Raw genomic sequence first — 24,410 nt, 5'->3', positions numbered from 1 at the left:
GCGTTCCTTGTGTGATCAGGCACTTTCACTGTTCTGGGCAATAAACAGCACCACTTGCCACGGACTGCTGGTCAAATTCGCCGCCGGGGCAGCGATCATCAGCGGCAGTTGCGCATCGAACCAGGCACCTTCGGCAGTGATCACAAACAGCCGCGTGTCGTCGCCGACGCTGTAGGCCACCTGCTCGCTGCGGCTCATGGCCTGATGGCTCAAACCGCTCATGCGCTGACGGCTGAGCAGCGCGATGTGCGGCGCCGAGGCGATGATCGCGCCGCGCAGCCAGTCGTTCGCCGCCTGCTCGCTGGCACCGTTGGGCATGCGCAAACCGATGACCAGACGCTGGCTCGGTTGCTCGTCCGGCAACTGAATCGAGAAGCTCTGTTCACCGCGTTCGAAGGCCAGGCTGCGGTAGCCGGCGCGGATCAGTTCAAGGGTTGTTTCCAGCCATTGCAGCACGGCGTCGTAACCACGCTGCAATTCGAGAAAATCCAGCGCTGCAAACGCCGGCACGCCGGCCAGCGGATCGAGCGCCGACCATGCGCCGGCCAGGCCGAGCAAGTGCACGTAGAGGATCTGCGGCTGCGCGATGCGGCTGTTCAGCAGGCCTTCGATTTCCGGCAGACGCAGCCACAACGCGGTCAACTGACGACGGATTTCCAGCGCATCGTCCTGATTGCCGGCCTGCTGCGCCTGACGCAAACGACCACCAAGAAACAGGCACTTCTCCCGCGCCCGCGCGCACAGTCCGGCGATGCGCCGACCAAGCGGCGATTCCGGTAGCAGCAGCGGTGTTGGCGGCGTGTAGGACAACGGCAGAAAACCGCCGCCCTCCTTGCGGATTTTCAGCAGCGGCAAGCAAATCGAATCGGCTTTGTTCAGTTGCGTGCATAACCGTGGATTGGGACGCCAGACAGTGATCGACTCCGGGAATTCGCCGCTGGTGAGATCCGGCAGCGCCTCGCCGACAACCGACTGCAAGCGGCCCTTGAGCGGCAGCAACTGACCGGCACGCCACATCGGGCTGATCGCCAGGTACACGGTGACCGTCGCATCGTCGCTGACATCGATCGCCGCACCGACATCCAGCTCCAGGGTCGGGCCAATGCCGGCCTGCAGGTCCACCGGCAAACCGTCGGGCATTGTCCCTTGCAGCGACAACACCCGCACCACCCCGGCGCTCAACGCCGAAGGATCGATCTCCATGTGGCTGACGCCCCAGAACCACGGGTTGCATGCCAGCGCCAGATGCGCACCGAGCGCTTCGGCACGCAGCCCTTGCAACTGAAAATGCTGTGGCAGCAATTGCATGCCTTCGTGCCAGCAAACCGCGTCAGGTAGCAGACTCATACGACTCCCTTCGACCAAGCCGCGATCCGGCGGCAGCGGTGGCATTTCAGTGCTCGTCGGCGTTGACCAGACTCATCTCGCGGCTGTCGAACTTCAACCACGCTTCGCTCTGATCATCGAGCCGCAAGCGGTGCGCTCCGGGAGTGTTATAGCTGGCGAAGACCAAAAGTCCAGCGGCCTTCTTGCCCCCCAAAGGGAACGGTTGCCGGTCGATGAATTGTCCCGGTACCAGCTCCAGTCCCCACACGCTCATCAGTTGACGATAGTCGCGCTGATACTGCTCGCGCCCGGCAAACCACTGGCTGGCACTGATCGCCGACAACTGCTTGAGCAGATCGGGGTCGGCGACCGCAATGAAATCCACGGCGATCGGCGTGTCGTCGTTGGCCTTGGGCGCGACATCGAGGGTCAGGCTGTCGAGGTCGACCTTCGGCCCGAAAAAGGAACAGCCCGCCAGCAGCGCAAACAGAAACGCTACAAAAAATCGTCCGTACAAAATGAATTTTCCTTTTCCCGAGCCTGTCCAAAAATGTTTTCGCTTGCATTTTTATAGACCTGTTCTAGCGTCTTGGGTAGTTCGGCAGGCACTGCCGAATGAGGAAGGTTTGTCAAAGGAACGACAGGTCATCTGCTCCCCTTTCTAACCTACGGTCCAGTAAGGGAAAGCGATGAACGGGCCTCCCCGATGCATTGCGCCCGCCCATCGCATCGGAGTCCGCCGACATGGCAGAAAGTACTCAGCACAAGCTCGACCGGGTGCGCCCGCCCCGAGTGCAAATCACCTACGACGTCGAAATCGGCAACGCCATCGAGAAAAAGGAACTGCCGCTGGTGGTCGGGATTCTCGCCGACCTCTCCGGCAAGCCGCTTGAACCATTGGCAAAACTGACTGAACGGCGTTTTACCGAAATCGATCGCGACAACTTCAACGAAGTACTCGCCTCGATCAGCCCGCGCGCCACGCTGCAAGTCAACAACACCCTCAGCGGCGACGACAGCAAGCTCAATATCGAACTCAATTTCAAACACATCGACGACTTCGACCCGGTCAAGGTGGTGGAGCAAGTCACCCCGCTGCGCCGTTTGTTCGAGGCCCGCCAGCGTCTGCGCGATCTGCTGACCAAGCTCGACGGCAACGATGATCTGGACAAGCTGTTGCGCGATGTCATCGCCAACACCGAAGGCTTGCAAGAGATCAAATCGGCCCGCCCAGACACCGCTACCCCGGCAGCTGATGCCGAGGCGCCGGCCGAACCGCAAGCCTGATCATCCACCTGATTCGAGGGAGAATTCGTCATGCCCGCTTCTGCTCAGAAACAAGCCAGCGACAGTACGACCGAGACACTGTCCCTGCTCGACCAGATCATTCTCGACGGCCGCATGGCCCACGATGACAGTCAGCAGGATTACGCCCGCGACATGCTCGCGGAATTCGCCACGCAGGTGCTTGACGAAGGCATGGCCATCGACAAGGACACGGTGGCGATGATCAACGACCGCATCAGCCAGATCGACGAGCTGATCAGCGCCCAGCTCAACGAAGTGCTGCACCATCCCGACCTGCAGAAACTCGAAGCCTCGTGGCGGGGCCTGCACATGCTGGTGCAGAACACCGAAACCAGCACCCGGCTGAAACTGCGTCTGCTCAACGTCACACAGAAAGAGCTGCAGAACGACCTGGAAAAAGCCGTCGAATTCGACCAGAGCGCGCTGTTCAAGAAGATCTATGAAGAGGAATACGGCACCTTCGGTGGCCACCCTTTCAGCTTACTGGTCGGTGACTACACCTTCGGCCGCCACCCGCAGGACATCGGTCTGCTGGAAAAACTCTCGAACGTTGCCGCTGCCGCGCACGCACCGTTCATTGCCGCCGCCAGCCCACGCCTGTTCGACATGAACAGCTTCACCGAACTGGCAGTGCCGCGTGATTTGTCGAAAGTCTTCGAGAGCCAGGAGCTGATCAAGTGGCGCTCGTTCCGCGAAAGCGAAGACTCACGCTACGTCTCGCTGGTGCTGCCGCACTTCCTCCTGCGCCTGCCGTATGGCCCGGACACATCGCCGGTGGAAGGCATCAATTACGTCGAAGACGTCAACGGCACCGATCACAGTAAATACCTGTGGGGCAACGCCGCATGGGCGCTGTCGCAACGCATCACCGAAGCGTTTGCCAAGTACGGCTGGTGCGCGGCGATTCGTGGCGCTGAAGGCGGTGGTGCGGTGGAAGGTTTGCCGGCGCATACCTTCCGTACCAGTTCCGGCGACCTGTCGTTGAAGTGCCCGACCGAAGTGGCGATCACCGACCGCCGCGAGAAGGAGCTCAACGACCTCGGTTTCATCGCCCTGTGCCACAAGAAGAACAGCGACGTCGCGGTGTTCTTCGGCGGCCAGACCACCAACAAATCCAAGGTCTACAACACCAACGAGGCCAACGCCAACGCGCGCATATCGGCGATGTTGCCGTACGTGCTCGCGGCATCGCGGTTCGCGCATTACCTGAAGGTGATCATGCGCGACAAGGTCGGCAGCTTCATGACCCGCGACAACGTGCAGACCTACCTCAACAACTGGATCGCCGATTACGTGCTGATCAACGACAACGCGCCGCAGGAAATCAAGGCGCAGTACCCGTTGCGCGAGGCGCGCGTGGACGTCACCGAAGTGGCCGGCAAGCCGGGCGCCTATCGCGCGACGGTGTTTCTGCGGCCGCACTTCCAGCTTGAGGAGCTGACGGCGTCGATCCGCCTGGTGGCGACGTTGCCGCCACCGGTTGCCGCTTAAAGCTCAAGAAAAAACCTAGTGGCGAGGGGGCTTGCCCCCTCGCCACAGGTCAGTGATCAGCCAAATTCGAATTTCTTCAGGAGTTTCAAGCGATGGATGCAATCATTCTCGACCTCGGCGGCGATATCAAAGGCGACAGCCTGCTCGAAGGTTTTGCGGACAAGATCGAAGTCATGTCCTACAGCCACAACGTCGCCATGCAAGTCACCAACGACGTCAGCAACTCGGAGCGCACCTCCGGCAAACCGCACGTCGGCGAGTTCACCCTGACCAAATTCGTCGACAGCTCGACGCCGTCCCTCAACGAATACTGCTGCGCCGGCAAACCGATTCCCGAAGCCATCATCACCATCGGCCGCAACGCCGCCGAGGGCAGCGGGCAATTGATGCCGTTTATCGTCTACACCCTGACCAACGTGGTGATTTCCAACGTCAGCGTCAGCGGCGGTACCGGCGGCAAACCGGTGGAAACCCTGTCGCTGAACTTCACCAAGATCAAATGGGAACTCACCGCGCAGAAAGACGATGGCACCAAGGAAGGCACCGCCGCGTCGACCTGGGACATGGCCGCCAACAAGCTTGTCAGTTAACCCGGCGTCGCGGCCATGGCAGGCACCGGCATCCTCCCACCGTTGTTCGAACGCCTCGCTTCCAGCGAGGCGGACGGTGCGCGGGAGTTCGATCGGCAGGATCTGCTCGACTCGGTACACGCCGAGCTCGGGCGCCTGTTCAATACCCGCCGTGGCCCGCGCACGCTGACCCAGCCTCCCAGCGTGATCGACTACGGCATCGCCGACTGGAGCGCTCTGCAACAGCAGCGCAGCGATGACCGGCGGCGACTGGCGCGGGACATCCGCGAAGCCATCAACCACTTCGAACCGCGCCTGCGTCTGGGCGAAGTTCAGGTCAATCCCGTGCCCGAGCAACCGCAGCAGATGAGCATTCGCCTGATCGGCGAGTTGCGCAGCGGCCAGCAGCACTGGCCGGTAGCGTTTGTCATCGAGCCCGGCGGACAAGGACTGGAGGTGCGCCATGAGCGACTCGATTGACCCGCAACTGCTCGACTATTACCAACGCGAACTGACCTGGCTACGACACGCCGGCGGCCAGTTCGCTGAGCGTTATCCGAAAGTCGCGCGGCGCCTGGAACTGTCGCCCGGCGAATGCCCCGACCCGCATGTCGAGCGTTTGCTCGAAGGTTTTGCGCTGCTCGCCGCACGCCTGCAACGGCGTCTGGATGACGACTACGCCGAGTTCAGCGATGCCCTGCTCGAACAACTCTATCCGCTGGCGATGCGCCCCCTGCCGTCCTGCGCCATCGTCCAGTTCGAGCCGGACCCGAGCAAAGGCAACCTCGACGAAGGCTATCCCCTGCCCCGCGACACGCCGCTGTTCGTCACCACTCACAAGGGTGAAAGCCTGCACTTTCGCACCTCTGCCGCCGTGTGCCTGTGGCCGGTTGCAGTGACCGAAGCGCTGTTGCTCGGCAGCGATGAAGCGCAGGCGTTGACCGGCGTGGCGCAATCACGTTCGGCATTGCGCCTGAGCCTGAGCTGCCTGGGTGAAAGCCAGTGGTCCGAGCTGGGCATTCAACAACTGCGCATTCATCTGGCCGCCTCGCCGGTGATCAATGCCTGCCTGTACGACTTGCTCGGTGCGCATGCCGTGCAGGTGCTCGCGGGATCACCCGGCAGCGTGCCGGCGACGGTACAGGGTTTACCGAAAGTCGTCGGTTTCAGCGATGACGAAGTGCTGTTGCCGGATGAAGATGGCGTGCACCCGGGCATGCGTCTGTTGGCCGAGTACTTTGCCTTCCCGGACAAATTCCATTTCTTCGACCTGCCGCTGAGCGGCGTCAGCAGCGACAGCCAGACCTTGTATCTGTACATCGTCTTCGACCGTGCACCCACCAGTCGCGTGCATTTGCAGGCCAGTGATATCGCCCTCGGCTGCGCGCCGGTGATCAACCTGTTCCCGCGCACGTCGGAACCACTGCGCCCCGACGGCACGCGCAGCGAATACCGCCTGATCGCCGACAGCCACCGCGAAAACAGTGTCGAGATCCACAGCATTCGCAGCGTGCGCGCCAGTTCCAGCGCCGGCGTGCAACGGCTACCGGCGTATTACGGCAGCCAGCACAGCGGCGGCGATCAGCAGCGTTACTGGCATGCGCGGCGCGTCAGCGGGATGACCCCGAACCGCCTCGGCAGCGATATCTTGCTCAGCGTGGTCGACACCCGCTTCGACCCACTGACCGATCTGCCCGATTACAGCCTCACCGCCGAATTGCTCTGCACCAATCGTCATCTGGCGCAGAGTTTGCCCGCCGGCACCCCGCTGGGTTTCGAGCGTCCCGGGCCGGTGGCCTGGGCACGCCTGCGCAATCCGCCGAGCGCGCAGAGCCTGCCGCGACTGGACGGTGATTCGCGCTGGCGGCTGGTGTCGCAACTGACCCTCAATCACTTGTCGCTGGTCGAAGGCCCGCAGGCGCTGGATGCGCTGAAGGAGATTCTGCACCTGCACAACCTGCGCGATGAGGCCAGCGCAATCCGCCAGATCGAAGGCCTGCTGAGCCTCAGTTGCGAGCGGGTGATCGGCCATGTCGGCGCCGATGCCTGGCGTGGTTGGCGTAATGGTCTGGAGGTGCAACTGCAGCTCGATCCACAGCATTTTGTCGGCAGTAGCGCGGTGTTGTTTTCCGCCGTGCTGGCGCAGTTCTTCTCGGTGTACGCCACGGCCAATCGCTTTGTGCGCACGGTGCTCATGCAGGCTGACAAGGAGGTCAAGGCATGGCAACCCCAAGCCGGCATGCCGCTGTCGCTCTGACCCTGAGCCAGCGTCTGCGCCGCGATCCGCAGGCGTTTGAATTGTTGCAGGCGTTGCTGTTGCTGGAGCGCGAACAACCGCAAGCCGAATCCCTCGGCAGCGGCACAGCGCCCCAAGCGGAAGCGCTGAAACTGCGCGGGCCGTTGACGCCGATGTTTGCCGCCAGCCAGATCGAAGATCTGCGCGAAGAACCCGGTGAGCCGTTGACCATCGACACACCGGTCTTCGGTCTTGGCGGGCCGGACGGCCCCCTGCCCTATGCCTACCAGGAATGGCTGCAACAGCGGGCGCGGGCCAAGGATCATGCGCCGGCGGCGTTTCTGGATCTGTTCCAGCATCGCCTGCTCAGCCTGCTCTACAAGGTGATGCGCAAACACCGGATCGCCCTGGGTTTTGTCACCCCCGGTGCTTCGCCCGTGCAGGCACAACTGCGCGCACTGACCGGGTTGCTACCGAAATCCTTGCAGGAACGCCAAGCCGTTCCCGATTGTGCAGTGCTGGCCTGTACCGCGCTGTTTGCCGATGGCCGACGTTCGCTGGCCGGGTTTGCGGCGATCGTTCGCGAGCAATTCGCCGTGCCGGTTGAGCTGACTGCCTACGAAGGTGCGTGGCGCGAAATCCCGCTGGCCAGTCGCAGTTTGATCAAGGCTGGCGGACGCAATCTGCAGCTCGGTCGCACCGCCGTGGCGGGGACTCGGGTCTGGGATGAACACGCCGGCATCCGCTTGACGCTGGGGCCGCTGCCCGCGACGCAAGCCGGGCGTTTTTTGCCGGACGGCGAAGCGCATCCGGCCCTGGCCAGCCTCGCCGCGTTGTATTTCGGCCCGGACCTCGACGTCAGGCTGGTGTTGCTGGTGCGTGGCGCCGGTCCAATGAAGCTTGGACGTCAGGCGCCAGCGCTACTCAGCTGGAACGGCGGTTTGCAACGCCAGGCCAGCCTCGCGGTGCAAACCATTGAAACCCGTCTTCGTCAGCTGGAGATCACCTGAAATGGAACTGGCCAGCCTGATCGGACGCCTCAACCCGGACAATCGCCGGGCGCTCGAACGTGCGGCGCAACGGTGTTTGCAACGCGGGCATCACTTTGTCGAGATTGAGCATTTACTGCTGGAACTGCTCGACATCGAGGGCGGCGACCTGGCTTTTCTGTTGCCGCGTTTTGGTCTGGAACGTGATGCGCTGACGGCGGAAATCAACAAGGCACTGGACCTGTTCAAGGCTGGCAGTACCCGCACGCCAGCCTTGTCGGGGCACACGCTCGGGTTGCTGGAAGACGCGGTGGTGCAGGCCAGCGTGCTGGGCATCGACAGTATTCGTTCCGGGTTGCTGTTGCTGGCCTTGATTGATCGCGATGAACGCCGCAGCCTGCTGCTCAACAGTGCGTCGTCGTTGCTGCGTATCCCCAAGGAAGCCCTGCGCGCCAACCTGTTGGAGTGGACGGAAAACTCGCGCGAACATGTCGGTGCGCGAAACGCATCCGCCGGTCATCCTGCGCCACGGCAAGACTCGGTGTTCGATCAATACACTCAGGATCTGACCGCCGACGCCCACGCCGGACGCATCGATCCGATTGTCGGGCGCGACGGCGAGATCCGTCAGTGCATCGACATTCTGTTGAGGCGCCGGCAGAACAACCCGATTCTGGTCGGCGCTCCCGGGGTCGGTAAAACCGCCGTGGTCGAAGGCCTGGCCTTGCGCATCGCCGCCGGCGATGTGCCGCCGTCATTGCAAGACGTCAGCCTGCGCGTGCTCGACCTCGGTTTGTTGCAGGCCGGCGCCGGGGTCAAAGGCGAATTCGAGCAACGTTTGAAAGGCGTGATCGACGCGGTACGCAACGCCGACAAACCGATCATCCTGTTCATCGACGAAGCCCACACGCTGATCGGCGCGGGCGGTGCCGAGGGTGGCAGCGATGCCGCCAACCTGCTGAAACCGGCGCTGGCCCGAGGTGAGTTGCGCACCCTCGCCGCCACGACCTGGATGGAATATAAAAAATACTTCGAGAAAGACCCGGCCCTCGCCCGGCGTTTTCAACTGGTGCAGGTTGAAGAGCCGGACGAAATCACCGCCGTGGAAATGCTCCGTGGCGTCGCCGCCAAACTCGAGCAGCACCACGGCGTGCAGGTACTCGATGCAGCGATTCACGAAGCGGTAAAACTCTCGCACCGCTACATCTCCGGCCGCCAGTTACCGGACAAAGCCATCAGCGTCCTCGACACTGCCTGCGCCCGCGTCGCCCTCGGCCAGCACGACGTGCCGCCGCCACTGGAAAGCCTGCGCCACCGGCAGAACAGCCTGAAAGACGAAGTCGAACGCCTGCGCCGCGAACAGGCCACAGGCCTCGATCACCGTGAGCGCATCACCCTGCTGGAAGATGAATCGAAAACCAATGTGCAAGCGATTCGTGAACTGGAAACCCGCTGGGGCGAGGAACGTGTGGCCGTGCGCGAACTGCTCGTGACCCGCCGCGAATTGCTCGATTTGAGTGAGCGCGCCGACAGCGACAAACCCGATGAGGCCACCGACAGCCGCATCGATCATCTGGCCGCCGAATTGCTGCGGCTTGAGGCTGGACTGGATGCGATCCGCCAGGACGATCCGCTGGTGCCGGAACAGGTTGACGCGAAAACCGTCGCCGCCGTTATCGCCGGCTGGACCGGCATTCCCGTCGGCAAGATGCTCGCCGACGAAGCCCACGCCGTGCGCACTCTTGGCACGCGGATGAGCCAGCGCGTCATGGGCCAGAGCACCGCGCTCAACACCATCGCGCAGCGCTTGCAAGCCTACCGCGCCGGCCTCACCGACCCGCAAAAACCGGTCGGGGTGTTCCTGCTGGTCGGCCCCACCGGCGTCGGCAAAACCGAAACCGCCTATGCGCTGGCCGACGCCTTGTATGGCGGCGAGCGCAACCTGATCAGCATCAATCTTTCCGAGTACCAGGAAGCCCACACCGTCAGCCAGCTCAAAGGTGCGCCGCCCGGTTATGTCGGCTACGGCAGCGGCGGCGTGCTGACCGAAGCGGTACGGCGCAAGCCCTATTCGGTGGTGTTACTGGACGAAATCGAGAAGGCCCACCCGGATGTTCTCGAAGCCTTCTACAACGTCTTCGATAAAGGCTTGATGGAGGACGGTACCGGGTTGGTGGTGGATTTCAAGAACACCGTAATGCTCGCCACCAGCAATGTCGGCGCTGAGTTGTTGCTCGACACCCCGGTCGCGCAACTCGGCAGCGATGCCTTTAACGAAGCGCTGCACAAAGTCCTCCTGCAAGCCTTCCGCCCGGCGTTTCTGGCGCGCATGACCGTGGTCGCGTATCGGCCACTGGACGAGGCGACGCTGGAAGGCATCGTGTTGGCCAAGCTGGAGAAATTGCGTGGCCGCTACAAGGCGGCGACCGGCAAACAGTTCGAATTTGATTCAGGGATTGTTAAAGCGGTGCTCGCCAAGTGCAGCGCAGCGGGCGCGCGGGATGTCGAGAATGTGTTGATGACGCAGGTGACGGGGAAGTTGGCGGAGTGGGTGTTGGAATAACCCCCTTTTGCCTACTGGGCGAGAACGCCAACCTTTGTCAAAGAACCGGAGTGAGCCAATGCCTTATAACCCTTTTCAAATTGACGACCTGGACAGCAAAACCCCAAAGGACAGGTTGGCGGAAGATAAAAACTGCGTGGCCATGTCATTTTCCAAAGTGCTGGGAATCAATGCACACGCCGCTATCAATTTCTTTTTACAGAAGGGCTGGATCGAATCAGCCAGAAAACTCGAGAACGACACGATTGTTGAATCGATTGCCGGCCACCTACGCATGAAGAAGATATACAGCGACAAGCCATGGGGAGAGCTCAAGACATTGATGGCAAAAGATCTGGATGGTCGATACCTGGCGGTCAACACCGGTATCAATGGGTTCAATGAAAGTCCGAGTTCTGTCGGCCATGCATTCTGCATCATCAAGAACGGTGGATTGGGCGTCGCAGGAAATAACGCGGAAAACCCCAATTCGCCCTACCACAGTCGAATTGGCCAAACGCACAAGATTACTGTCTGGGGCCCGGTACGGTGGTGTCCTTATTTCGGAATCCCGGAACCTGCAAAAAAATAGTTCTGAGTTCAGCGGCCCGCCTTCGCACGGACAAGCCGAGACGGATCAATTCAAGGGAGGCGACATGAAGAAGGTACTTAATGTAGCGGCTGGCTTGCTGCCGATGGCTGCGGATGATTTCTCCGTAGAGTGCGAAGTTCTGAATTATGACCCACTGACCTCAGTAAAAAATGTGCTGGACGGGGTGATGCTGGGGATATTTGCCGGGATGGTGAGTGCACCTGAGCCTCTCTTCAACTACAGCCATTCTGCGAATTTCTATTCGACCCTCACGCCCAAAAGCCTGGATCTGATAATCGGTGTGTCGCCGCATGGTTTTTCGTTAATCGACGCAGACACCGACCGCTGTTTAAAAGTAGGCGGAATCGTCCTGATCACGGGTAACAAAAAAAACAAATACATCCTGGCAAAAAACTCTTTTTCCAGTACGGCCCTGGAAAACAACTATTCCCCAACAGCGGCGCCTGACAACTGGATCCTGGAAATGGGCCAGAAAATACTCCTCCACTACCCTTCGCATACCTCTGCCCTTGAACGAGACACCAAGCTCGAAACTTTGATTTTTTACAAAAAGAACAAAGACAGCGCGGCGGCCGCCGTCGCAGAGGAAGAGCAAAAAGGACCATAGAAAAAATCTGTTGGCTGTAGATCTCCATCGCCCCCGATCAAGACATGGACACGCCGATCATGAAACCCGGTAACGAAGTACTCGCTTTGCTACGCAACCAGCCTGGTGTCGCGATCAGTGCCTGGGGGTTCATCGTACGCGGCGATGCCCTCCGCGACGCGGTCGGAGGCGCATGCACGCTGACCTGCACGCGCTATAACCAGTCAAGTATCTACCGGATAGACGTGGTAGCCGGCGGTCCGGACTGGTACATCCCGTTCAGTCAGGGAGAAGCACGTTATTGCGACGTACCCAGCGGTCAACCCGATGGCACCCTGGTGGTGACCTATCCCATGAACGGCTGCGCGCTTTCGGTTCATGCCACCGCCACGGGCAATCGTTTTTTTCATGATTCCGATGGCAACGCCATGGGTGGCCTGGTCGTGGGCGCACAAAAGATCCGCGTGACCAACAATGACTATTCAGGCCCTGACAACACAACTCAGGAGCGTTGCCGCCGTTATTTCGGCCCGGACAAGGACAACACGGGTGGATATGAACACACCGTCATTTGCATCAAAAGAGGCGCGTATTGGCACGTTTACGGATCGGCAATCATCCGGGTCAACGCTGATGCATGGCAGGTGAAAGACCGAGTGCCTTATGCACTGGGCCAATTCGATGACTGAATTACAGGGAGTTGGATATGAGCCTTGACAGGACGACAAAGCATTTATTGGCCGGACACTTCGGCAACATTCCAGGCCCGGACGAGAGGACCTATACCGTTGCACAGACGCTCTCGGACTTTCTCACTTGGCGAGGGATAAATGCTCCAGGCGTCATTGCCGTTTGCTGGTCTGCACAAGGCTACTGGTACACCGCCGTTTCTCCGGACATACAGCGAAACATCAGGGCGATCACCGGCGGTTTTGGCGTCTCGAACTGGCTCTACCACGCAACTCGCCAGGCAATAGACGCAACGCCATACAACCACGAGCAGGGAATCTGCGCCTGCACAACGACGCTGCCGCAAATCAGCTCGCAGTACTGGAACCCAGGCTGTGCGGAGAAAAAAATCATCAGCGCGATACACCACTGGGGGGATGTCATCGTCGAGCTATCGCTGGCCGGCCACCCGGACATCGAAGACACCCGGGTTCTACACGCTTACGTGGCCGTCGCCAAAGCCGATGAACAATTCCTTGCGCCCTGCAGCAGTTGTCTGCAGGTGGCCAACGCCTACATTGAATAAGGAAAGGTGAGGCATGAGAATCGGGAGTTTCAACGTCGAAAAAAACGGTAAATCCTCCTCACAGGTTAAACAGACCCAAGTCGATTTTTTTCTGCACAACTGCTGTTCAAGTAATGCCTGGGATGCCGACATTGTCTTTTTATGCGAGATCCATTCGGCGCAGATCGTTAATTACCGCAGCAATCTCGCTGACATCTATCAGAACTACACGGTCTACTCTTTCACCGGTGGTTATTCGAACGCTTACATCGTCATGGTCAAAAGCTTCGAAAGGCTTCAAGTCTGTAGTCAGGGAAGCCTGCATGGCCTGAACCGAGATCTGATTGCCGTGGAGGCCAGTGGGGTCAACGGCTATACCGGCTATGTGTTTCTCGCGCACTTCAAATCCGGGCAGACCGGACTGACCCGAAGCCAACTTAAATCCTGCACCGCGCTGGGCGGTCGATGGGTCGCCACCGGCGATCTCAATCTGGATTACGCCAACGTCGGCCAACTCGACACCGCAGGCCTTGCCTACGATTGCTGGGGCGGGCAGCAGACACAAGCCAAAGGCGGGATTCTCGACTGGGTCCTGGCGTCGGCGGACGTGACCGTCAACGTCGTCGACATCACCGGGCTGGCGCATATCTTCGACATGTCTGGCCCGGATCACCGGCCGATTCTTTTTGACGTCACCGGTTGAAGTTCAATTTCCGCTGACTTTGAGGATTTTCGATGCCGCGTTCCGTCGACAGCAATACTTCGCTCTCCCTCACCGCCACCTCACTGTCGGCGCTTTTCCCTGAATCGCTGTCCGGCGAAGAAGCGCTCAATGCCCTCGGCTCACAAATCCTCAACGGCCTCAATGACGGCACCGCGCTCACCCTTACCAGCGCTGTCGCCAGCCACGTCACCACGACGTTGCACAACGATGCCCTGGTCCGCCCGTTCGATGCGCTGGTCGCCGAGATCCGCCAGCTCCCCGCCGATGCTACTGCTGAGCGCTATCAGCTATTGCTGAGGCCGTGGCTGTGGTGGCTGACACTCGGAAGCAACAATCGTATTTTCCAAAACCTTGCCACCTCCGACATCGTCACGACGATTTTCAAGGCGTACGGTTTTACCGATTTCAAACTGTCGCTGACCGGCAGCTACACGCCGCGCGAATACTGTGTGCAGTACGGCGAGAGCGATTTCGCCTTCGTCTCCCGGCTGCTCGAAGAGGATGGCATCTTCTGGTTTTTCACCCACGACGCCGGTAAGCACACATTGGTTTTGGGCGACAGCAACGACGCCTTCGTGCAGATTCCCAACGGGCCGAAGGTCAGCTATCTGGGGCAAGGCCTGGGGCTGCGCGAGTTGCACGGGATCCGTTCAGGGCAGGTGTGTTTGCAGGCGGTGGCCGGGGTCTATCGGGCCACCGATTACGAATTCACCACGCCGACCACCTCGCTGTATGGCCAGGCTGAAGCAGTAGCCGGCCCGCTGTCAGTCTATGAACATCCGGGCGGTTACAACGCCAAAGCCCAAGGTGATGCGCTGACCAAGCAGCGCGTCGACGGTTTGCGCAGTGAAGAGAAACGCTTTGTCGGTGAGAGTGACTGTCGCTGGCTGATTCCCGGGCACTGGTTCACCCTCGACGGGCATGACGACAGCAGTCTGAACATCGATTGGGTGGTGACGCGGGTCACCCATGACGCCACTCACGAAAGCTATCGCAACCGCTTCGAAGCGATCCCCAAAAGCACCACGTTTCGCCCGCAGCGCACCACACCGAAACCACGCATGCATGCGCAAACAGCGATCGTCGTTGGCAAATCCGGCGAGGAAATCTGGACTGACGAATACGGGCGGATCAAGTTGCAGTTCCCTTGGGATCGCGACGGCAAGAACGACGAGACCAGTTCCTGCTGGGTGCGCGTGGTACTGCCGTGGAGCGGCAAGGGTTTCGGTATGCAGTTTGTGCCGCGCATCGGCCAGGAGGTCATCGTGACCTTTATCGACGGCGATCCGGATCGGCCACTGGTGACCGGTTGCGTCTACAACGGCGACAACGCCCTGCCCTACGCGCTGCCGGCCAATCAGACCCAGTCGGGGATCAAGACCCAGTCGTCCAAGGGTGGTGGCGGCTTCAATGAATTGCGCTTCGAGGACAAGAAAGACGCCGAAGAAGTGTTCTTGCAGGCGCAGAAAGATCTGAACATCAACGTGCTCAACGACACCACCGCCACCGTCGGCCACGACGAAACCCTCACGGTACAAAACGCGCGCACGCACACGGTGAAGGACGGTGACGAAACCGTCACGCTGGAAAAGGGCAAACGCAGCGTCACGATTCAGACCGGCAGCGACAGCCTCGATGTGAAAGACAGCCGAACGGTGAAAGTCGGCGCCGATCAGAACCACAGCACCGGCGGCAACTACACCGACAAGGTCACCGGCGATTACAGCCTGACCGTGGACGGCAACCTGACCATCAAGGTCAGCGGCACCCTCACCCTGCAAAGCGGCGGCAGTTTCACCATCAAGAGCGGCGCCGATCTGGCGACGTCGGCCAGCACTTCGATCACGCAGAAGGCCGGCACGGCGCTGACCAATCAGGCCGGCACTTCGCTGGACAACAAGGCCGGCACGACGCTGACCAACGACGCCGGCATCAGCCTGACCAACAAGGGCGCGGCCTCGCAGACCGTCGACGGTGGCGGCATGCTGACCATCAAGGGCGGCCTGGTGCAGGTCAACTGAAGGACAAGCCATGGCGATCACACCGCTGGATCTGCAGCAGGCGGACAAGCAGCTCAAGGGACGTTTGCAGGACGGTCAGCTCGACGGGCCGCTGAACATCAAGGATGACGGGCGCAAGCAGGCCGATCTGCATTACCGCGAGGGTGAGTTGCAGGGCACGTCACTGCTGTATCACCCGAATGGCAAGGTCTCGGCGCAAATGCCGTTCGTGCGCGACAAGCTGCAAGGGGTCGCGAGTTTTTACGCACCAGAGGGGTTTCTCCAGCGCAAGGCGACCTATCGGCGGGGATTGTTGCATGGCGAGGCGTTCAATTACTTCCCGGACGGGCAAGTGGCGGAGGCGGAGTTTTATCGCGATGGCGTACGTGAGGGGCGTTATCAGCGCTTTCATGCCAATGGCAAACCGGCGCTGGAAGCTCGGTATCTGAATGGGCAGTTGATCGAGCCGGAGCAGGGTTATGCCGAGGACGGTCGACCGCTGGGCGCCGATGGCAAGCCGATTTCGCGGGTGCGCTGGTGGTATCGCCAGTGGGCCGATCCGCAGCAGGCCTGAAGTTTTCCGGCTGTATCGACGCAAGCCCGCTCCCACAGAATTTGTCGAACCCCACCGCCCCCCTGTAGGAGCTACCGAAGGCTGCGATCTTTTGATTTTATGATCGTTCCCACGCTCTGCGTGGGAACGCCTCAACGGACGCTCCGCGTTCGGCTCTGGATGGAACGCAGAGCGTCCCGGGCTGCGCTCCCACGCGGAGCGTGGGAGCGATCATCAAGATCGCAGCCTTCGGCAGCTCCTACAGGGGGTTCAGGGGATGAGCATCTGCATCTGCCCCGGCATGACAATCTTGATCACTCCCGCCCACGTGCACATCAGCGTGCTGTTGGCGTCGATCGCCGGCATCCCGCCCAGCAACAGCGTCGGCGCTCCACCGGGGATCCATGGCGCTGCGGTCGCCGGGATGCACGGCATCGGCGTCAACACGCCAAGCGCGGCAGCCGTCGCTGCGGCGACCATCGGATTGGCCAGGCTCATGCATACCCCGAACGGCAGGATGTTGACCAACGGGATGTGGTCCATGATGTTCGCCGCCGGCATGCCGCCGGTCAGCGTGCGATTCAGCGGCAGCACGTTGAGCATCGACGGCGCGGCGCCAAAACTGCATTGCAATGTGGCACTGGCACAGACTTGCGGACAGCCCATCTCAAGCCTCCTTGGCGAACACGGCATACCCGCTAAACCTTAGCCTGCGATGGCCCGGCGCGCACATTCCCAAAGGTGATTATCCGGCAACACGCTAACCTATAAGACCGACCCGCGCTTGTGACCGCCCGAGCGCACCATTAGATTAGCCAATGATGTCTGGCCTCCAAAATAAGCAGAAGGGATAAGCATGGCGCTTACTGACCAGTCCACCCGTATCCGCTCTGGCGAAGAACTCGATGCCAGCCTGATCGATCCGTACCTCAAGGCGCACATTCCGGGCCTCAGCGGCACACCTGCGATCAGCCAGTTCCCCGGCGGTGCGTCGAACCTGACCTACCTGCTCGAATACCCGGAGCAGGAATTCGTCCTGCGCCGTCCGCCATTCGGCCACAAGGCCAAATCCGCCCACGACATGGGCCGCGAATTCCGCATTCTCAATCAGCTGCGCGACGGCTTTCCGTATTGCCCGAAAGCCTACGTGCACTGCACCGACGATTCGGTGATCGGCGCCGAGTTCTACGTGATGGAACGCGTCAACGGGATCATTCTGCGCTCGGAACTGCCGCCGGAACTGGGCCTCGATTCGGCGAAAACCGAGGCACTGTGCAAAAGCTTCATCGACCGTTTCGTCGAACTGCACCGCGTTGACTACAACGCTTGCGGCCTCGGCGATCTGGGTAAACCCGAAGGCTACGTCGCCCGCCAGATCAAAGGCTGGAGCGAGCGCTACGAAAAGGCCCTGACCCCGGACGCGCCGCACTGGCAAGCGGTGAAAGCCTGGCTCAACGACAAGATGCCGGCCGATCATCCGACCTCAAGCATCGTTCATAACGATTACCGCTTCGACAACGTCATCCTCGACCCGCACAACCCGATGCAGATCATCGGCGTGCTCGACTGGGAACTGACCACCCTCGGCGATCCGCTGATGGACCTGGGCAACACCCTCGCCTATTGGATTCAGGCCGACGATCCGGCGCCGGTGCAACTGATGCGCCGCCAGCCGAGCCACGCGCCGGGCATGCTCACGCGCCGCGAGTTCGTCGATTACTACGCCGAGCGTTCGGGCATCCAGATCGACAATTTCGACTTCTACTACACCTACGGCCTGTTCCGCCTGGCCGGCATCGTGCAGCAGATCTACTACCGCTTCTACCATGGCCAGACCCAGGACAAACGCTTCGCGCAGTTCATTCACATGAACAAACTGCTGGAGCAGATGAGCCTGCAAGTCATTGCGAAATCGAGCCTCTGACGGCCCACACCCAGGAACCCTTATGTCCAAGACTCAGTTGTTCGACCTCGACGGTAAAATCGCTTTCGTTTCCGGCGCCAGCCGTGGCATCGGTGAAGCGATCGCCAAACTGTTGGCCCAGCAAGGCGCCCACGTCATCGTCTCGAGCCGCAAACTCGACGGCTGCCAGCACGTCGCCGATGCGATCATCGCGGCTGGCGGCAAAGCCACTGCGGTGGCCTGCCACATCGGTGAAATGGAGCAGATTGCCCAGGTGTTCGCCGGGATCAAGGAACAGTTCGGCCGCCTCGACATTCTGGTCAACAACGCCGCGACCAACCCGCAATTCTGCAACGTGCTGGACACTGATCTGAGTGCCTTCCAGAAAACCGTTGACGTGAACATTCGCGGCTACTTCTTCATGTCCGTCGAAGCCGGCAAGCTGATGCGCGAAAACGGTGGTGGCAGCATCATCAACGTGGCGTCTATCAACGGTATCTCGCCGGGCATTTTCCAGGGCATCTACTCGGTGACCAAGGCGGCGGTGATCAACATGACCAAGGTCTTCGCCAAGGAATGCGCGCAGTTCGGCATCCGTTGCAACGCCCTGTTGCCGGGTCTGACCGACACCAAGTTCGCCTCGGCGCTGGTGAAGAACGACGCGATCCTCAAGCAGGCGCTGACGCAGATCCCGCTCAAACGCGTGGCCGATCCGAGTGAAATGGCCGGTGCGGTGTTGTACCTGGCGAGTGATGCGTCGAGCTACACCACCGGCGTTGCGCTGAATGTGGACGGTGGTTTCCTGTCCTGACCTCCAGCCACCCCATGTACTGATCGACTGACCCATGTAGGAGCTGCCGCAGGCTGCGATCTTTTGATCTTGTCTTTAAAACAACATCGCAGCCTGCGGCAGCTCCTACATGGATTGAATAATTATTCTGAAATTTGCATTAAGGGAATTTTTATTCCATAAATAGCCTTCCTGAAAATAAAAATCCAAAGGAAGAAGGCTATGCGCGAACTCGGTATCGGTCTCATCGGCACAGGTTTCATGGGCCGTGCCCATGCCTTGGCGTTTCGCAATGTCAGTGCAGTCTTCGAACTGCCATTCAAACTCAACCTCGCCGCCCTCACCGACGCCGATCCACAGCGTGCCCGCCAGTGTGCCGAAGCCTGGGGATTTGCCGCCCATCACAGCGACTGGCAACACTTGATCAATGACCCCAAAGTCAATCTGGTCGCCATCACCACCCCTAATCACCTGCACTATCCAATGGCCATGGCCGCCCTGGCTGCCGGCAAAGCGGTTTACTGCGAAAAGCCCCTGGCGGTGAGCCTCGAACAAGCCAGCGCGATGCGTCAGGCGGCGAGAGACGCCGGTGTGGTCACGCGGGTCGGCTACAACTATCAGCACAACCCGATGATCACCTTGGCGCATGACCTGATTCGCGACGGCGAACTCGGCGAGATCATCAGCTTTCAGGGCGAATTCAGCGAAGACTTCATGGCCGACCCCGATTCGCCGTGGTCATGGCGCTGCGATCCGGCGCATGCCGGCGGTGCACTGGCCGATCTCGGCAGTCACTTGCTGTCGATGGCGCGCTATCTGGTCGGCGACGTTGAAGCCGTTTGTGCCGACACTCACACCGTGCACACCCAACGCCCGGCCGGCACCACGCAAAAACCGATCAACGTCGACGATCAAGTGCACGCCCTGCTGCGTTTCGCCAACGGCGCCCGAGGCACGTTCAGCAGCAGTTGGCTCAAGCACGGCTACAAAAATCACCTGAGCTTTGAAATCAGTGGCACGCGCGGCACCCTGACGTTCGATCAGGAGCGTTTGAATGAACTGCGTCTGTTCCGCGCCGGGCAGGACGGCTTCCAGCGCCTGCTCGCCGGCCCCAACCTGCCGGGCTACGCCGCATTCAGCCCAGCCCCGGGTCATCAATTGGGCTACAACGAACTGAAGACGCTGGAGGTGCATGACGTGCTGATGGCGCTGGCCGGCAACCATCAGGGTGGCACCGACTTCGAACAGGCCTGGGCGGTCGAGCGTCTGGCCACGGCGATTCGCCTCGCTGCGCGCGAGCAGCGTTGGGTCAGCCTGGAAGAGGTTTGAGATTCAGGCGTCAATGACCTTCGGTAACTGCCAGCCGAAATGCACTGACAACAGGCGCAGCAGCAGACACGCTGCGCCTTCCAGCAACGCTGCTGCCACCGGCGACACACCGCAGCGCCGCGCGATGATCAACACCGCCGCACCGGTAAACGCCGAACTGGCATACAGATCCGCCTGCAGCACCACGGGTATCCGCGCCAGCACGATGTCCCGGATCACCCCGCCGCCGACGCCGGTAATCGTGCCCATCAGCATCGCCACAAATGGCGTAATCGCGAAATTCAAAGCCTTCTGCGCGCCGGCTACGGCAAACAGCGCCAACCCGGCGGCGTCCAGCACAATCAGGGTCGAACCGGACCAGCTCAGCACGTGTTCATGGAACACGAACGCCAGCCCGCCCATGAAAAACGCCAGCGCCGGATAGCGCCAATCGGCCACCGCGTTGGGTGGCGTGGCGCCAATCAGCAAGTCACGCGTCACGCCACCGCCGAGCGCGACAATAAACGCGATGACCATCACCCCGAGCAAGTCGAGCTGACTGCGCATCGCCGCAATGGCGCCTTCCACGGCAAACACCGCCGTGCCGAGCAGATCGGCCACCAGTACAATCCGCTCAACCCGGGACTTGTGCCCCGCCGGCGTTATTGAGTGACGCAACGGGTGGTGGTGGTGTGTCGAGTCACTTGCCCGTCGACATACATGTCGCCGGCAACCTCAGTGTTTTCGAGGACCTGGCATGTACGTTCCGGCGGTGGGGGTGGAGCAACAGGAGGCGGTGGCGGCGGACTGGCACAGCCTGCCAGCAGCACGGCAAAAAAAGCCAACGGCAACACGCGTTTCCCAGGATTGTTCATAGGACGACCCGCGATAAATGGAAGACAAACTTGCGCGACCCAACCGGCCACGCAAGACCTGACCACTCATTCTTTATAGCCGAGGCCACCGCAAGCGCCAGTAAAGGCGCCAGATCAGCCTGCGCGGGCTGTCGATTTCGCGCGCACAACCCGGTTTTGCGCTGACAACCCGGTGTTGCGTACGCACCTTGATCTCGCGCAGACAACCGGATTTGCGTTCACACCCTGATCTCGCGCTGACAACCTGATTTGCGTTCACACCCTGATCTCGCGCTGACAATCTGATTTGCGTTCGCCCCCTGTAGGAGCTGCCGCAGGCTGCGATCTTTTGATCTTGGTGTTCAGATGCAAGATCAAGATCAAGATCAAGATCAACAGATCGCAGCCTGCGGCAGCTCCTACATGGGTTATGCCAGGTCGGGGTCGCGTGAGGCGCGCAGGGAGTTGCTTTCGAGTTCGTAGCGCAATTCTTCGATCAACGCCTCTACCGACTCAGGCGTACGCAGCGCGTCGAGTTTCAGCCCACTGATCACCAGGTCCACCTGCCCCGACTCCGGGTGATATAACTTCACGGTCAGCGAATGATCACCATCCACCAGACATTCACACGCCAGCGGCGAAAAACTGCGCTCAAGCTGTGCGCGCAATTGCGCAAGGTTCATCATTGAGTTGTTCCTTTGACGGCTTCGACGGGACACGATCCCAAGCCTGAAAAGGCTCGTATCGCACCCCACCAGACTAGGAACAGCGGCCTCGTCAAGACACCTCAATTTGCACCCCTCGCACTAGTGCATTTGCACCTCATCGCTGGCCCTTACCGGCCCAGTCGCCGGCAAACAGACCACGCTCCCGCGCCCAGACAATCGCCTCGCTGCGGCTGTGCACATCGAGCTTGGAATACACCGTCGCGACATGATTGCGCACGGTATTCGGTGCGAGTTTCAACCGTGCGGCGATCTCCTTGTCCGCCAGCCCTTCGCAGATCAACCCGAGCACATCGCGTTCACGTGCCGTCAGGTCAGTGAACGACACGCTCGGCAGCTGCGGCGAGTTGACCCTCTTCACATTGGCCAGCTTTTCGATCAGCGTACGGCTGAACCACGAAGCGTCTTTCATCACCTCTTCAATCGCTGCCACCAGCTCAAGCTCGGTGCGCTTGCGCTCGGTGATGTCCATCAACACCAGCAAGTAACAGGGAATGTCCAGGATATTCACAGTGTCGGCAGACAGCGCGCACTCGAGCAGTTCGGCGTCCTTCTTGCGCACGCGCACATCGACCCGATCAACCCGGCCATTTTTCTCCAGCGCTGCCAGCAACCGCGTGCGTGCGCCGTTGTCATCGATGAAATCCAGCTGCGTCACGGTCCTGCCGAGCACCTCGCTGCCGTCGTAGGCGAGGGTTTCGAGGAAGGCCTGATTGACGTCGATGATCTGCTGCTCGTCAGCGCTGCAAATCAGGATCGGCACAGGCGTCAGACGGAACGCCTTGGCAAAGCGCTCTTCGCTTTGGCGCAACGCCACTTCGGCCTTGTGGCGCAATTCCATGTCGACGAAGGAAAACAGCATGCAATCCTCATCGTTGAGCGTCAGCGGTTGCCCGGCGACGATCACTTGCTTGCTGCTGCCATCGGGCAAGCGCAGTTCGGCCTGCATTTGCGGAATGGTCGAAACGTCGCGCAGACGCTGGATCGCCAAATCTTTTTTCTCGGCTCGCTCAAAAATATCGATCTCATAGGCCGAGGTGCCGATCACTTGATCACGGGTGTAGCCGGTCATTTCCAGAAACCCCGGATTGACCTTGATGTAGCGCAGGTCGCTGAGACGGCAGATCACTGCCGGCGCCGGATTGGCGTTGAAGGTCTTTTCGAAGCGCTGCTCGGCGTTGGCCCAGTCGGTGACGTCGCTCATGATCAGCACCAGCGATTCGGGCTGCCCTTCGCGATCGGTGAGGATCATGCTGCGCACGCTGTGTACCCAGATACGCTCCGGATCATCGGTTGGCGACACTTCGATCAGCACGTCATTAAAACTCTCACAGCGCGCCACGCGGCTGATCGGGTAGTTTTCAGCGGTGATCGAGTGATTGTTGCGATAGCGCAGGTTGAACTGTTTGGCGTATTCATCGGCATTGTGGCCCAGGTCAGTAATCCGGCTGACACCGTGCATGGCCAGCGCGGCTTCGTTGGCCCAAAGAATGCTCTGGTCCAGCTCCAGCAAAATCACCCCGTCCGACAGCCCGGCGATGATTTGCTGCAACTGGCGGCGATTGGTTTCGGTGGTCAGGACTTCCTGGCTCATTGGATCTCCACAAGTGATACGCCCATGTGAAGACTACGACCGCAGCCAATCGCGATCGTGCATCTCTATTCACACACAACACATCCCCCTGTAGGAGCTGCCGAAGGCTGCGATCTTTTGATCTTGTCTTTTAAAAACAACATCAAAAGATCGCAGCCTTCGGCAGCTCCTACAGGGGTTGGGGGTTGCCGTTGAGTTCGCGGAGGGTGTCGAGGAACAGTTTCAGGACTGCCGAGGCATCATCCGCGCGGTACGTCGCGTACAGCGGCACTTCCGGCAATGCCGGGGTCAGGCGGCGGAATACCAGTCCTGCCGGCGCCAATTGCTCGATGGACGCCGGCAACAGCGCCACGCCAAAACCTGCGCGCACCAGGCTGAGCAAGGTCTGCACCTCGATCACCTGCTGGCGGATCTGCGGCGTAAACCCGGCCTGAATGCAGCATTGATAGAGAAAATTGGCGAACCGCGACTGTTTCAGCTCCAGCGCGACAAACGGCTCCTGCGCCAGGTCCGCCGGCGCCAGCACTTCCCGCTCAGCCAATGGATGATCCGCCGGCATCACCACATGAATCGGTTCATAGATCAGCAGTTCATTGCGCAACAGCGGGTCGTCATAACCGACGCGAAACACGCAGGCATCGATGCGTTTCTCCTTCAACGCCTTGACCTGCGCCGCCGGGGTCATCTCGTGCAAGCGCCAGTTGACCTGCGGGTAGCGCTCGCGAAACAGGTGCAAGGCTCGCGGTAGCACGCCGACCATCACCGAACTGATCATGCCGATTTCCAGTTCACCGAGCTGACCCCGTCCGGTCTGCCGCGTCAGATCCAGCGCCCGCTCGAGCTGCTCGAAAACCAGCGGCGCCTGCTCCTTGAGCATCTGCCCCGCCGCCGTCAGCTCGACCCGATGATGGCTGCGCTCGAACAGCGGCGTGCCGAGTTCCTCCTCCAGCAAACGAATCTGCTGACTCAGCGGCGGCTGGCAGATGTGCAAGCGCTCGGCAGCGCGACCGAAGTGCAACTCATCGGCCAACGCCATGAAGTACCGCAACAGGCGCAAGTCCATGG

The 24,410-nt window shown here is 60.4% G+C and carries 24 protein-coding genes; 17 read left to right on the top strand and 7 right to left on the bottom strand.

Going from position 1 to position 24,410, the window contains the following annotated elements; genetic code table 11:
• Positions 1–15: 15 nt before the first annotated feature.
• Positions 16–1,347, bottom strand: coding sequence for a type VI secretion system baseplate subunit TssK (tssK, locus tag QOL84_RS03010; RefSeq protein ID WP_283436110.1), 1,332 nt, complete (start codon positions 1,345–1,347; stop codon positions 16–18).
• A gap of 46 nt (positions 1,348–1,393) precedes the next feature.
• Positions 1,394–1,843 carry a type VI secretion protein gene (locus QOL84_RS03005; RefSeq protein WP_129394378.1) on the bottom strand — a complete coding sequence of 150 codons (450 nt, stop codon included), beginning with the start codon at positions 1,841–1,843 and terminating at the stop codon, positions 1,394–1,396.
• 227 nt (positions 1,844–2,070) lie between these two features.
• On the opposite strand from QOL84_RS03005, the gene tssB reads away from it, so the two are divergent.
• The 14 genes from tssB (at position 2,071) to QOL84_RS02935 (ending at position 16,192) form a co-directional block, all read left to right on the top strand.
• The gene (tssB, locus tag QOL84_RS03000) at positions 2,071–2,613 is read left to right on the top strand and encodes a type VI secretion system contractile sheath small subunit (RefSeq protein WP_064390536.1); all 543 of its coding nucleotides are present in this window, start codon (positions 2,071–2,073) and stop codon (positions 2,611–2,613) included.
• Positions 2,614–2,643: 30 nt separating this feature from the next.
• Positions 2,644–4,125 carry a type VI secretion system contractile sheath large subunit gene (tssC, locus tag QOL84_RS02995; protein ID WP_129394379.1) on the top strand — a complete coding sequence of 494 codons (1,482 nt, stop codon included), beginning with the start codon at positions 2,644–2,646 and terminating at the stop codon, positions 4,123–4,125.
• A 92-nt stretch (positions 4,126–4,217) separates the two neighbouring features.
• Positions 4,218–4,715: an Hcp family type VI secretion system effector gene (locus tag QOL84_RS02990; RefSeq protein ID WP_129394380.1), complete on the top strand. Its 498-nt coding sequence runs from the start codon at positions 4,218–4,220 to the stop codon at positions 4,713–4,715.
• 15 nt (positions 4,716–4,730) lie between these two features.
• Entirely contained in the window at positions 4,731–5,174 is a 444-nt protein-coding gene (tssE, locus tag QOL84_RS02985) for a type VI secretion system baseplate subunit TssE (RefSeq protein ID WP_129394381.1), read from the top strand.
• Positions 5,158–6,951 carry a type VI secretion system baseplate subunit TssF gene (tssF, locus tag QOL84_RS02980; protein ID WP_283436109.1) on the top strand — a complete coding sequence of 598 codons (1,794 nt, stop codon included), beginning with the start codon at positions 5,158–5,160 and terminating at the stop codon, positions 6,949–6,951. Before tssE ends, tssF begins: the two co-directional genes overlap by 17 nt.
• A complete protein-coding gene (gene tssG / locus QOL84_RS02975; protein WP_283436108.1) occupies positions 6,915–7,940 on the top strand; it encodes a type VI secretion system baseplate subunit TssG in 1,026 nt (341 codons plus the stop codon). The genes tssF and tssG overlap by 37 nt, the downstream gene beginning before the upstream one ends.
• Before the next feature lies 1 nt (position 7,941).
• Positions 7,942–10,482 carry a type VI secretion system ATPase TssH gene (gene tssH / locus QOL84_RS02970; RefSeq protein ID WP_283436107.1) on the top strand — a complete coding sequence of 847 codons (2,541 nt, stop codon included), beginning with the start codon at positions 7,942–7,944 and terminating at the stop codon, positions 10,480–10,482.
• A 58-nt stretch (positions 10,483–10,540) separates the two neighbouring features.
• Entirely contained in the window at positions 10,541–11,053 is a 513-nt protein-coding gene (locus QOL84_RS02965) for a hypothetical protein (RefSeq protein WP_283436106.1), read from the top strand.
• 64 nt (positions 11,054–11,117) lie between these two features.
• Positions 11,118–11,681 (top strand): hypothetical protein, encoded by a 564-nt coding sequence (locus tag QOL84_RS02960; protein ID WP_283436105.1) that lies wholly within the window; start codon positions 11,118–11,120, stop codon positions 11,679–11,681.
• 44 nt (positions 11,682–11,725) lie between these two features.
• Positions 11,726–12,349, top strand: coding sequence for a hypothetical protein (locus QOL84_RS02955; RefSeq protein ID WP_283436104.1), 624 nt, complete (start codon positions 11,726–11,728; stop codon positions 12,347–12,349).
• A gap of 17 nt (positions 12,350–12,366) precedes the next feature.
• Positions 12,367–12,915: a hypothetical protein gene (locus QOL84_RS02950; protein ID WP_283436103.1), complete on the top strand. Its 549-nt coding sequence runs from the start codon at positions 12,367–12,369 to the stop codon at positions 12,913–12,915.
• A 13-nt stretch (positions 12,916–12,928) separates the two neighbouring features.
• Positions 12,929–13,597: an endonuclease/exonuclease/phosphatase family protein gene (locus QOL84_RS02945; protein ID WP_283436102.1), complete on the top strand. Its 669-nt coding sequence runs from the start codon at positions 12,929–12,931 to the stop codon at positions 13,595–13,597.
• A 32-nt stretch (positions 13,598–13,629) separates the two neighbouring features.
• Entirely contained in the window at positions 13,630–15,639 is a 2,010-nt protein-coding gene (locus tag QOL84_RS02940; RefSeq protein WP_283436101.1) for a type VI secretion system Vgr family protein, read from the top strand.
• Between the two features lie 10 nt (positions 15,640–15,649).
• Positions 15,650–16,192 (top strand): toxin-antitoxin system YwqK family antitoxin, encoded by a 543-nt coding sequence (locus QOL84_RS02935; protein WP_283436100.1) that lies wholly within the window; start codon positions 15,650–15,652, stop codon positions 16,190–16,192.
• Positions 16,193–16,441: 249 nt separating this feature from the next.
• On the opposite strand, the gene QOL84_RS02930 is transcribed toward QOL84_RS02935, so the two are convergent.
• Positions 16,442–16,837: a DUF4280 domain-containing protein gene (locus QOL84_RS02930; protein ID WP_283436099.1), complete on the bottom strand. Its 396-nt coding sequence runs from the start codon at positions 16,835–16,837 to the stop codon at positions 16,442–16,444.
• Between the two features lie 190 nt (positions 16,838–17,027).
• Here QOL84_RS02930 and QOL84_RS02925 point away from each other — a divergent pair, with 190 nt between their 5' ends.
• The 3 genes from QOL84_RS02925 (at position 17,028) to QOL84_RS02915 (ending at position 20,193) form a co-directional block, all read left to right on the top strand.
• Positions 17,028–18,095 carry a phosphotransferase family protein gene (locus tag QOL84_RS02925; RefSeq protein WP_283436098.1) on the top strand — a complete coding sequence of 356 codons (1,068 nt, stop codon included), beginning with the start codon at positions 17,028–17,030 and terminating at the stop codon, positions 18,093–18,095.
• Positions 18,096–18,117: 22 nt separating this feature from the next.
• Entirely contained in the window at positions 18,118–18,885 is a 768-nt protein-coding gene (locus QOL84_RS02920) for an SDR family oxidoreductase (protein WP_016985259.1), read from the top strand.
• 201 nt (positions 18,886–19,086) lie between these two features.
• Complete coding sequence (locus QOL84_RS02915) at positions 19,087–20,193, top strand: Gfo/Idh/MocA family protein (RefSeq protein ID WP_283436097.1); 1,107 nt, start codon at positions 19,087–19,089, stop codon at positions 20,191–20,193.
• Between the two features lie 3 nt (positions 20,194–20,196).
• Here QOL84_RS02915 and QOL84_RS02910 read toward each other — a convergent pair whose 3' ends face one another.
• The 4 genes from QOL84_RS02910 to QOL84_RS02895 form a co-directional block, all read right to left on the bottom strand.
• Positions 20,197–20,793 (bottom strand): trimeric intracellular cation channel family protein, encoded by a 597-nt coding sequence (locus tag QOL84_RS02910; protein WP_283436096.1) that lies wholly within the window; start codon positions 20,791–20,793, stop codon positions 20,197–20,199.
• Between the two features lie 661 nt (positions 20,794–21,454).
• Complete coding sequence (locus tag QOL84_RS02905) at positions 21,455–21,712, bottom strand: DUF1652 domain-containing protein (protein ID WP_129394393.1); 258 nt, start codon at positions 21,710–21,712, stop codon at positions 21,455–21,457.
• Between the two features lie 136 nt (positions 21,713–21,848).
• Positions 21,849–23,345 carry a helix-turn-helix transcriptional regulator gene (locus QOL84_RS02900; protein WP_283436095.1) on the bottom strand — a complete coding sequence of 499 codons (1,497 nt, stop codon included), beginning with the start codon at positions 23,343–23,345 and terminating at the stop codon, positions 21,849–21,851.
• A 169-nt stretch (positions 23,346–23,514) separates the two neighbouring features.
• Positions 23,515–24,408, bottom strand: a complete 894-nt coding sequence (locus QOL84_RS02895) for a LysR substrate-binding domain-containing protein (protein ID WP_283436094.1) — start codon at positions 24,406–24,408, stop codon at positions 23,515–23,517.
• Positions 24,409–24,410: the final 2 nt, after the last annotated feature.

This window comes from Pseudomonas helmanticensis (assembly GCF_900182985.1).
Taxonomy (GTDB): Bacteria; Pseudomonadota; Gammaproteobacteria; order Pseudomonadales; family Pseudomonadaceae; genus Aquipseudomonas; species Aquipseudomonas helmanticensis.
The sequence above is the reverse complement of the archived record's forward strand: the minus strand, read 5'-3'. Positions and strand labels throughout refer to the sequence as shown.

Bases quoted from the DNA above. Each gene is read 5' to 3' on its own strand.
- tssH (WP_283436107.1), top strand. From the start codon at position 7,942: ATGGAACTGGCCAGCCTGATCGGACGCCTCAACCCGGACAATCGCCGG.
- QOL84_RS02915 (WP_283436097.1), top strand. From the start codon at position 19,087: ATGCGCGAACTCGGTATCGGTCTCATCGGCACAGGTTTCATGGGCCGT.
- QOL84_RS02940 (WP_283436101.1), top strand. From the start codon at position 13,630: ATGCCGCGTTCCGTCGACAGCAATACTTCGCTCTCCCTCACCGCCACC.
- QOL84_RS02925 (WP_283436098.1), top strand. From the start codon at position 17,028: ATGGCGCTTACTGACCAGTCCACCCGTATCCGCTCTGGCGAAGAACTC.
- QOL84_RS02935 (WP_283436100.1), top strand. From the start codon at position 15,650: ATGGCGATCACACCGCTGGATCTGCAGCAGGCGGACAAGCAGCTCAAG.
- QOL84_RS02920 (WP_016985259.1), top strand. From the start codon at position 18,118: ATGTCCAAGACTCAGTTGTTCGACCTCGACGGTAAAATCGCTTTCGTT.
- QOL84_RS02930 (WP_283436099.1), bottom strand. From the start codon at position 16,837: ATGGGCTGTCCGCAAGTCTGTGCCAGTGCCACATTGCAATGCAGTTTT.
- tssE (WP_129394381.1), top strand. From the start codon at position 4,731: ATGGCAGGCACCGGCATCCTCCCACCGTTGTTCGAACGCCTCGCTTCC.
- QOL84_RS02960 (WP_283436105.1), top strand. From the start codon at position 11,118: ATGAAGAAGGTACTTAATGTAGCGGCTGGCTTGCTGCCGATGGCTGCG.
- tssG (WP_283436108.1), top strand. From the start codon at position 6,915: ATGGCAACCCCAAGCCGGCATGCCGCTGTCGCTCTGACCCTGAGCCAG.
- QOL84_RS02905 (WP_129394393.1), bottom strand. From the start codon at position 21,712: ATGATGAACCTTGCGCAATTGCGCGCACAGCTTGAGCGCAGTTTTTCG.
- QOL84_RS02955 (WP_283436104.1), top strand. From the start codon at position 11,726: ATGGACACGCCGATCATGAAACCCGGTAACGAAGTACTCGCTTTGCTA.
- QOL84_RS02900 (WP_283436095.1), bottom strand. From the start codon at position 23,345: ATGAGCCAGGAAGTCCTGACCACCGAAACCAATCGCCGCCAGTTGCAG.
- tssK (WP_283436110.1), bottom strand. From the start codon at position 1,347: ATGAGTCTGCTACCTGACGCGGTTTGCTGGCACGAAGGCATGCAATTG.
- QOL84_RS02895 (WP_283436094.1), bottom strand. From the start codon at position 24,408: ATGGACTTGCGCCTGTTGCGGTACTTCATGGCGTTGGCCGATGAGTTG.
- tssF (WP_283436109.1), top strand. From the start codon at position 5,158: ATGAGCGACTCGATTGACCCGCAACTGCTCGACTATTACCAACGCGAA.
- QOL84_RS02950 (WP_283436103.1), top strand. From the start codon at position 12,367: ATGAGCCTTGACAGGACGACAAAGCATTTATTGGCCGGACACTTCGGC.
- tssB (WP_064390536.1), top strand. From the start codon at position 2,071: ATGGCAGAAAGTACTCAGCACAAGCTCGACCGGGTGCGCCCGCCCCGA.
- QOL84_RS02945 (WP_283436102.1), top strand. From the start codon at position 12,929: ATGAGAATCGGGAGTTTCAACGTCGAAAAAAACGGTAAATCCTCCTCA.
- tssC (WP_129394379.1), top strand. From the start codon at position 2,644: ATGCCCGCTTCTGCTCAGAAACAAGCCAGCGACAGTACGACCGAGACA.
- QOL84_RS02965 (WP_283436106.1), top strand. From the start codon at position 10,541: ATGCCTTATAACCCTTTTCAAATTGACGACCTGGACAGCAAAACCCCA.
- QOL84_RS02990 (WP_129394380.1), top strand. From the start codon at position 4,218: ATGGATGCAATCATTCTCGACCTCGGCGGCGATATCAAAGGCGACAGC.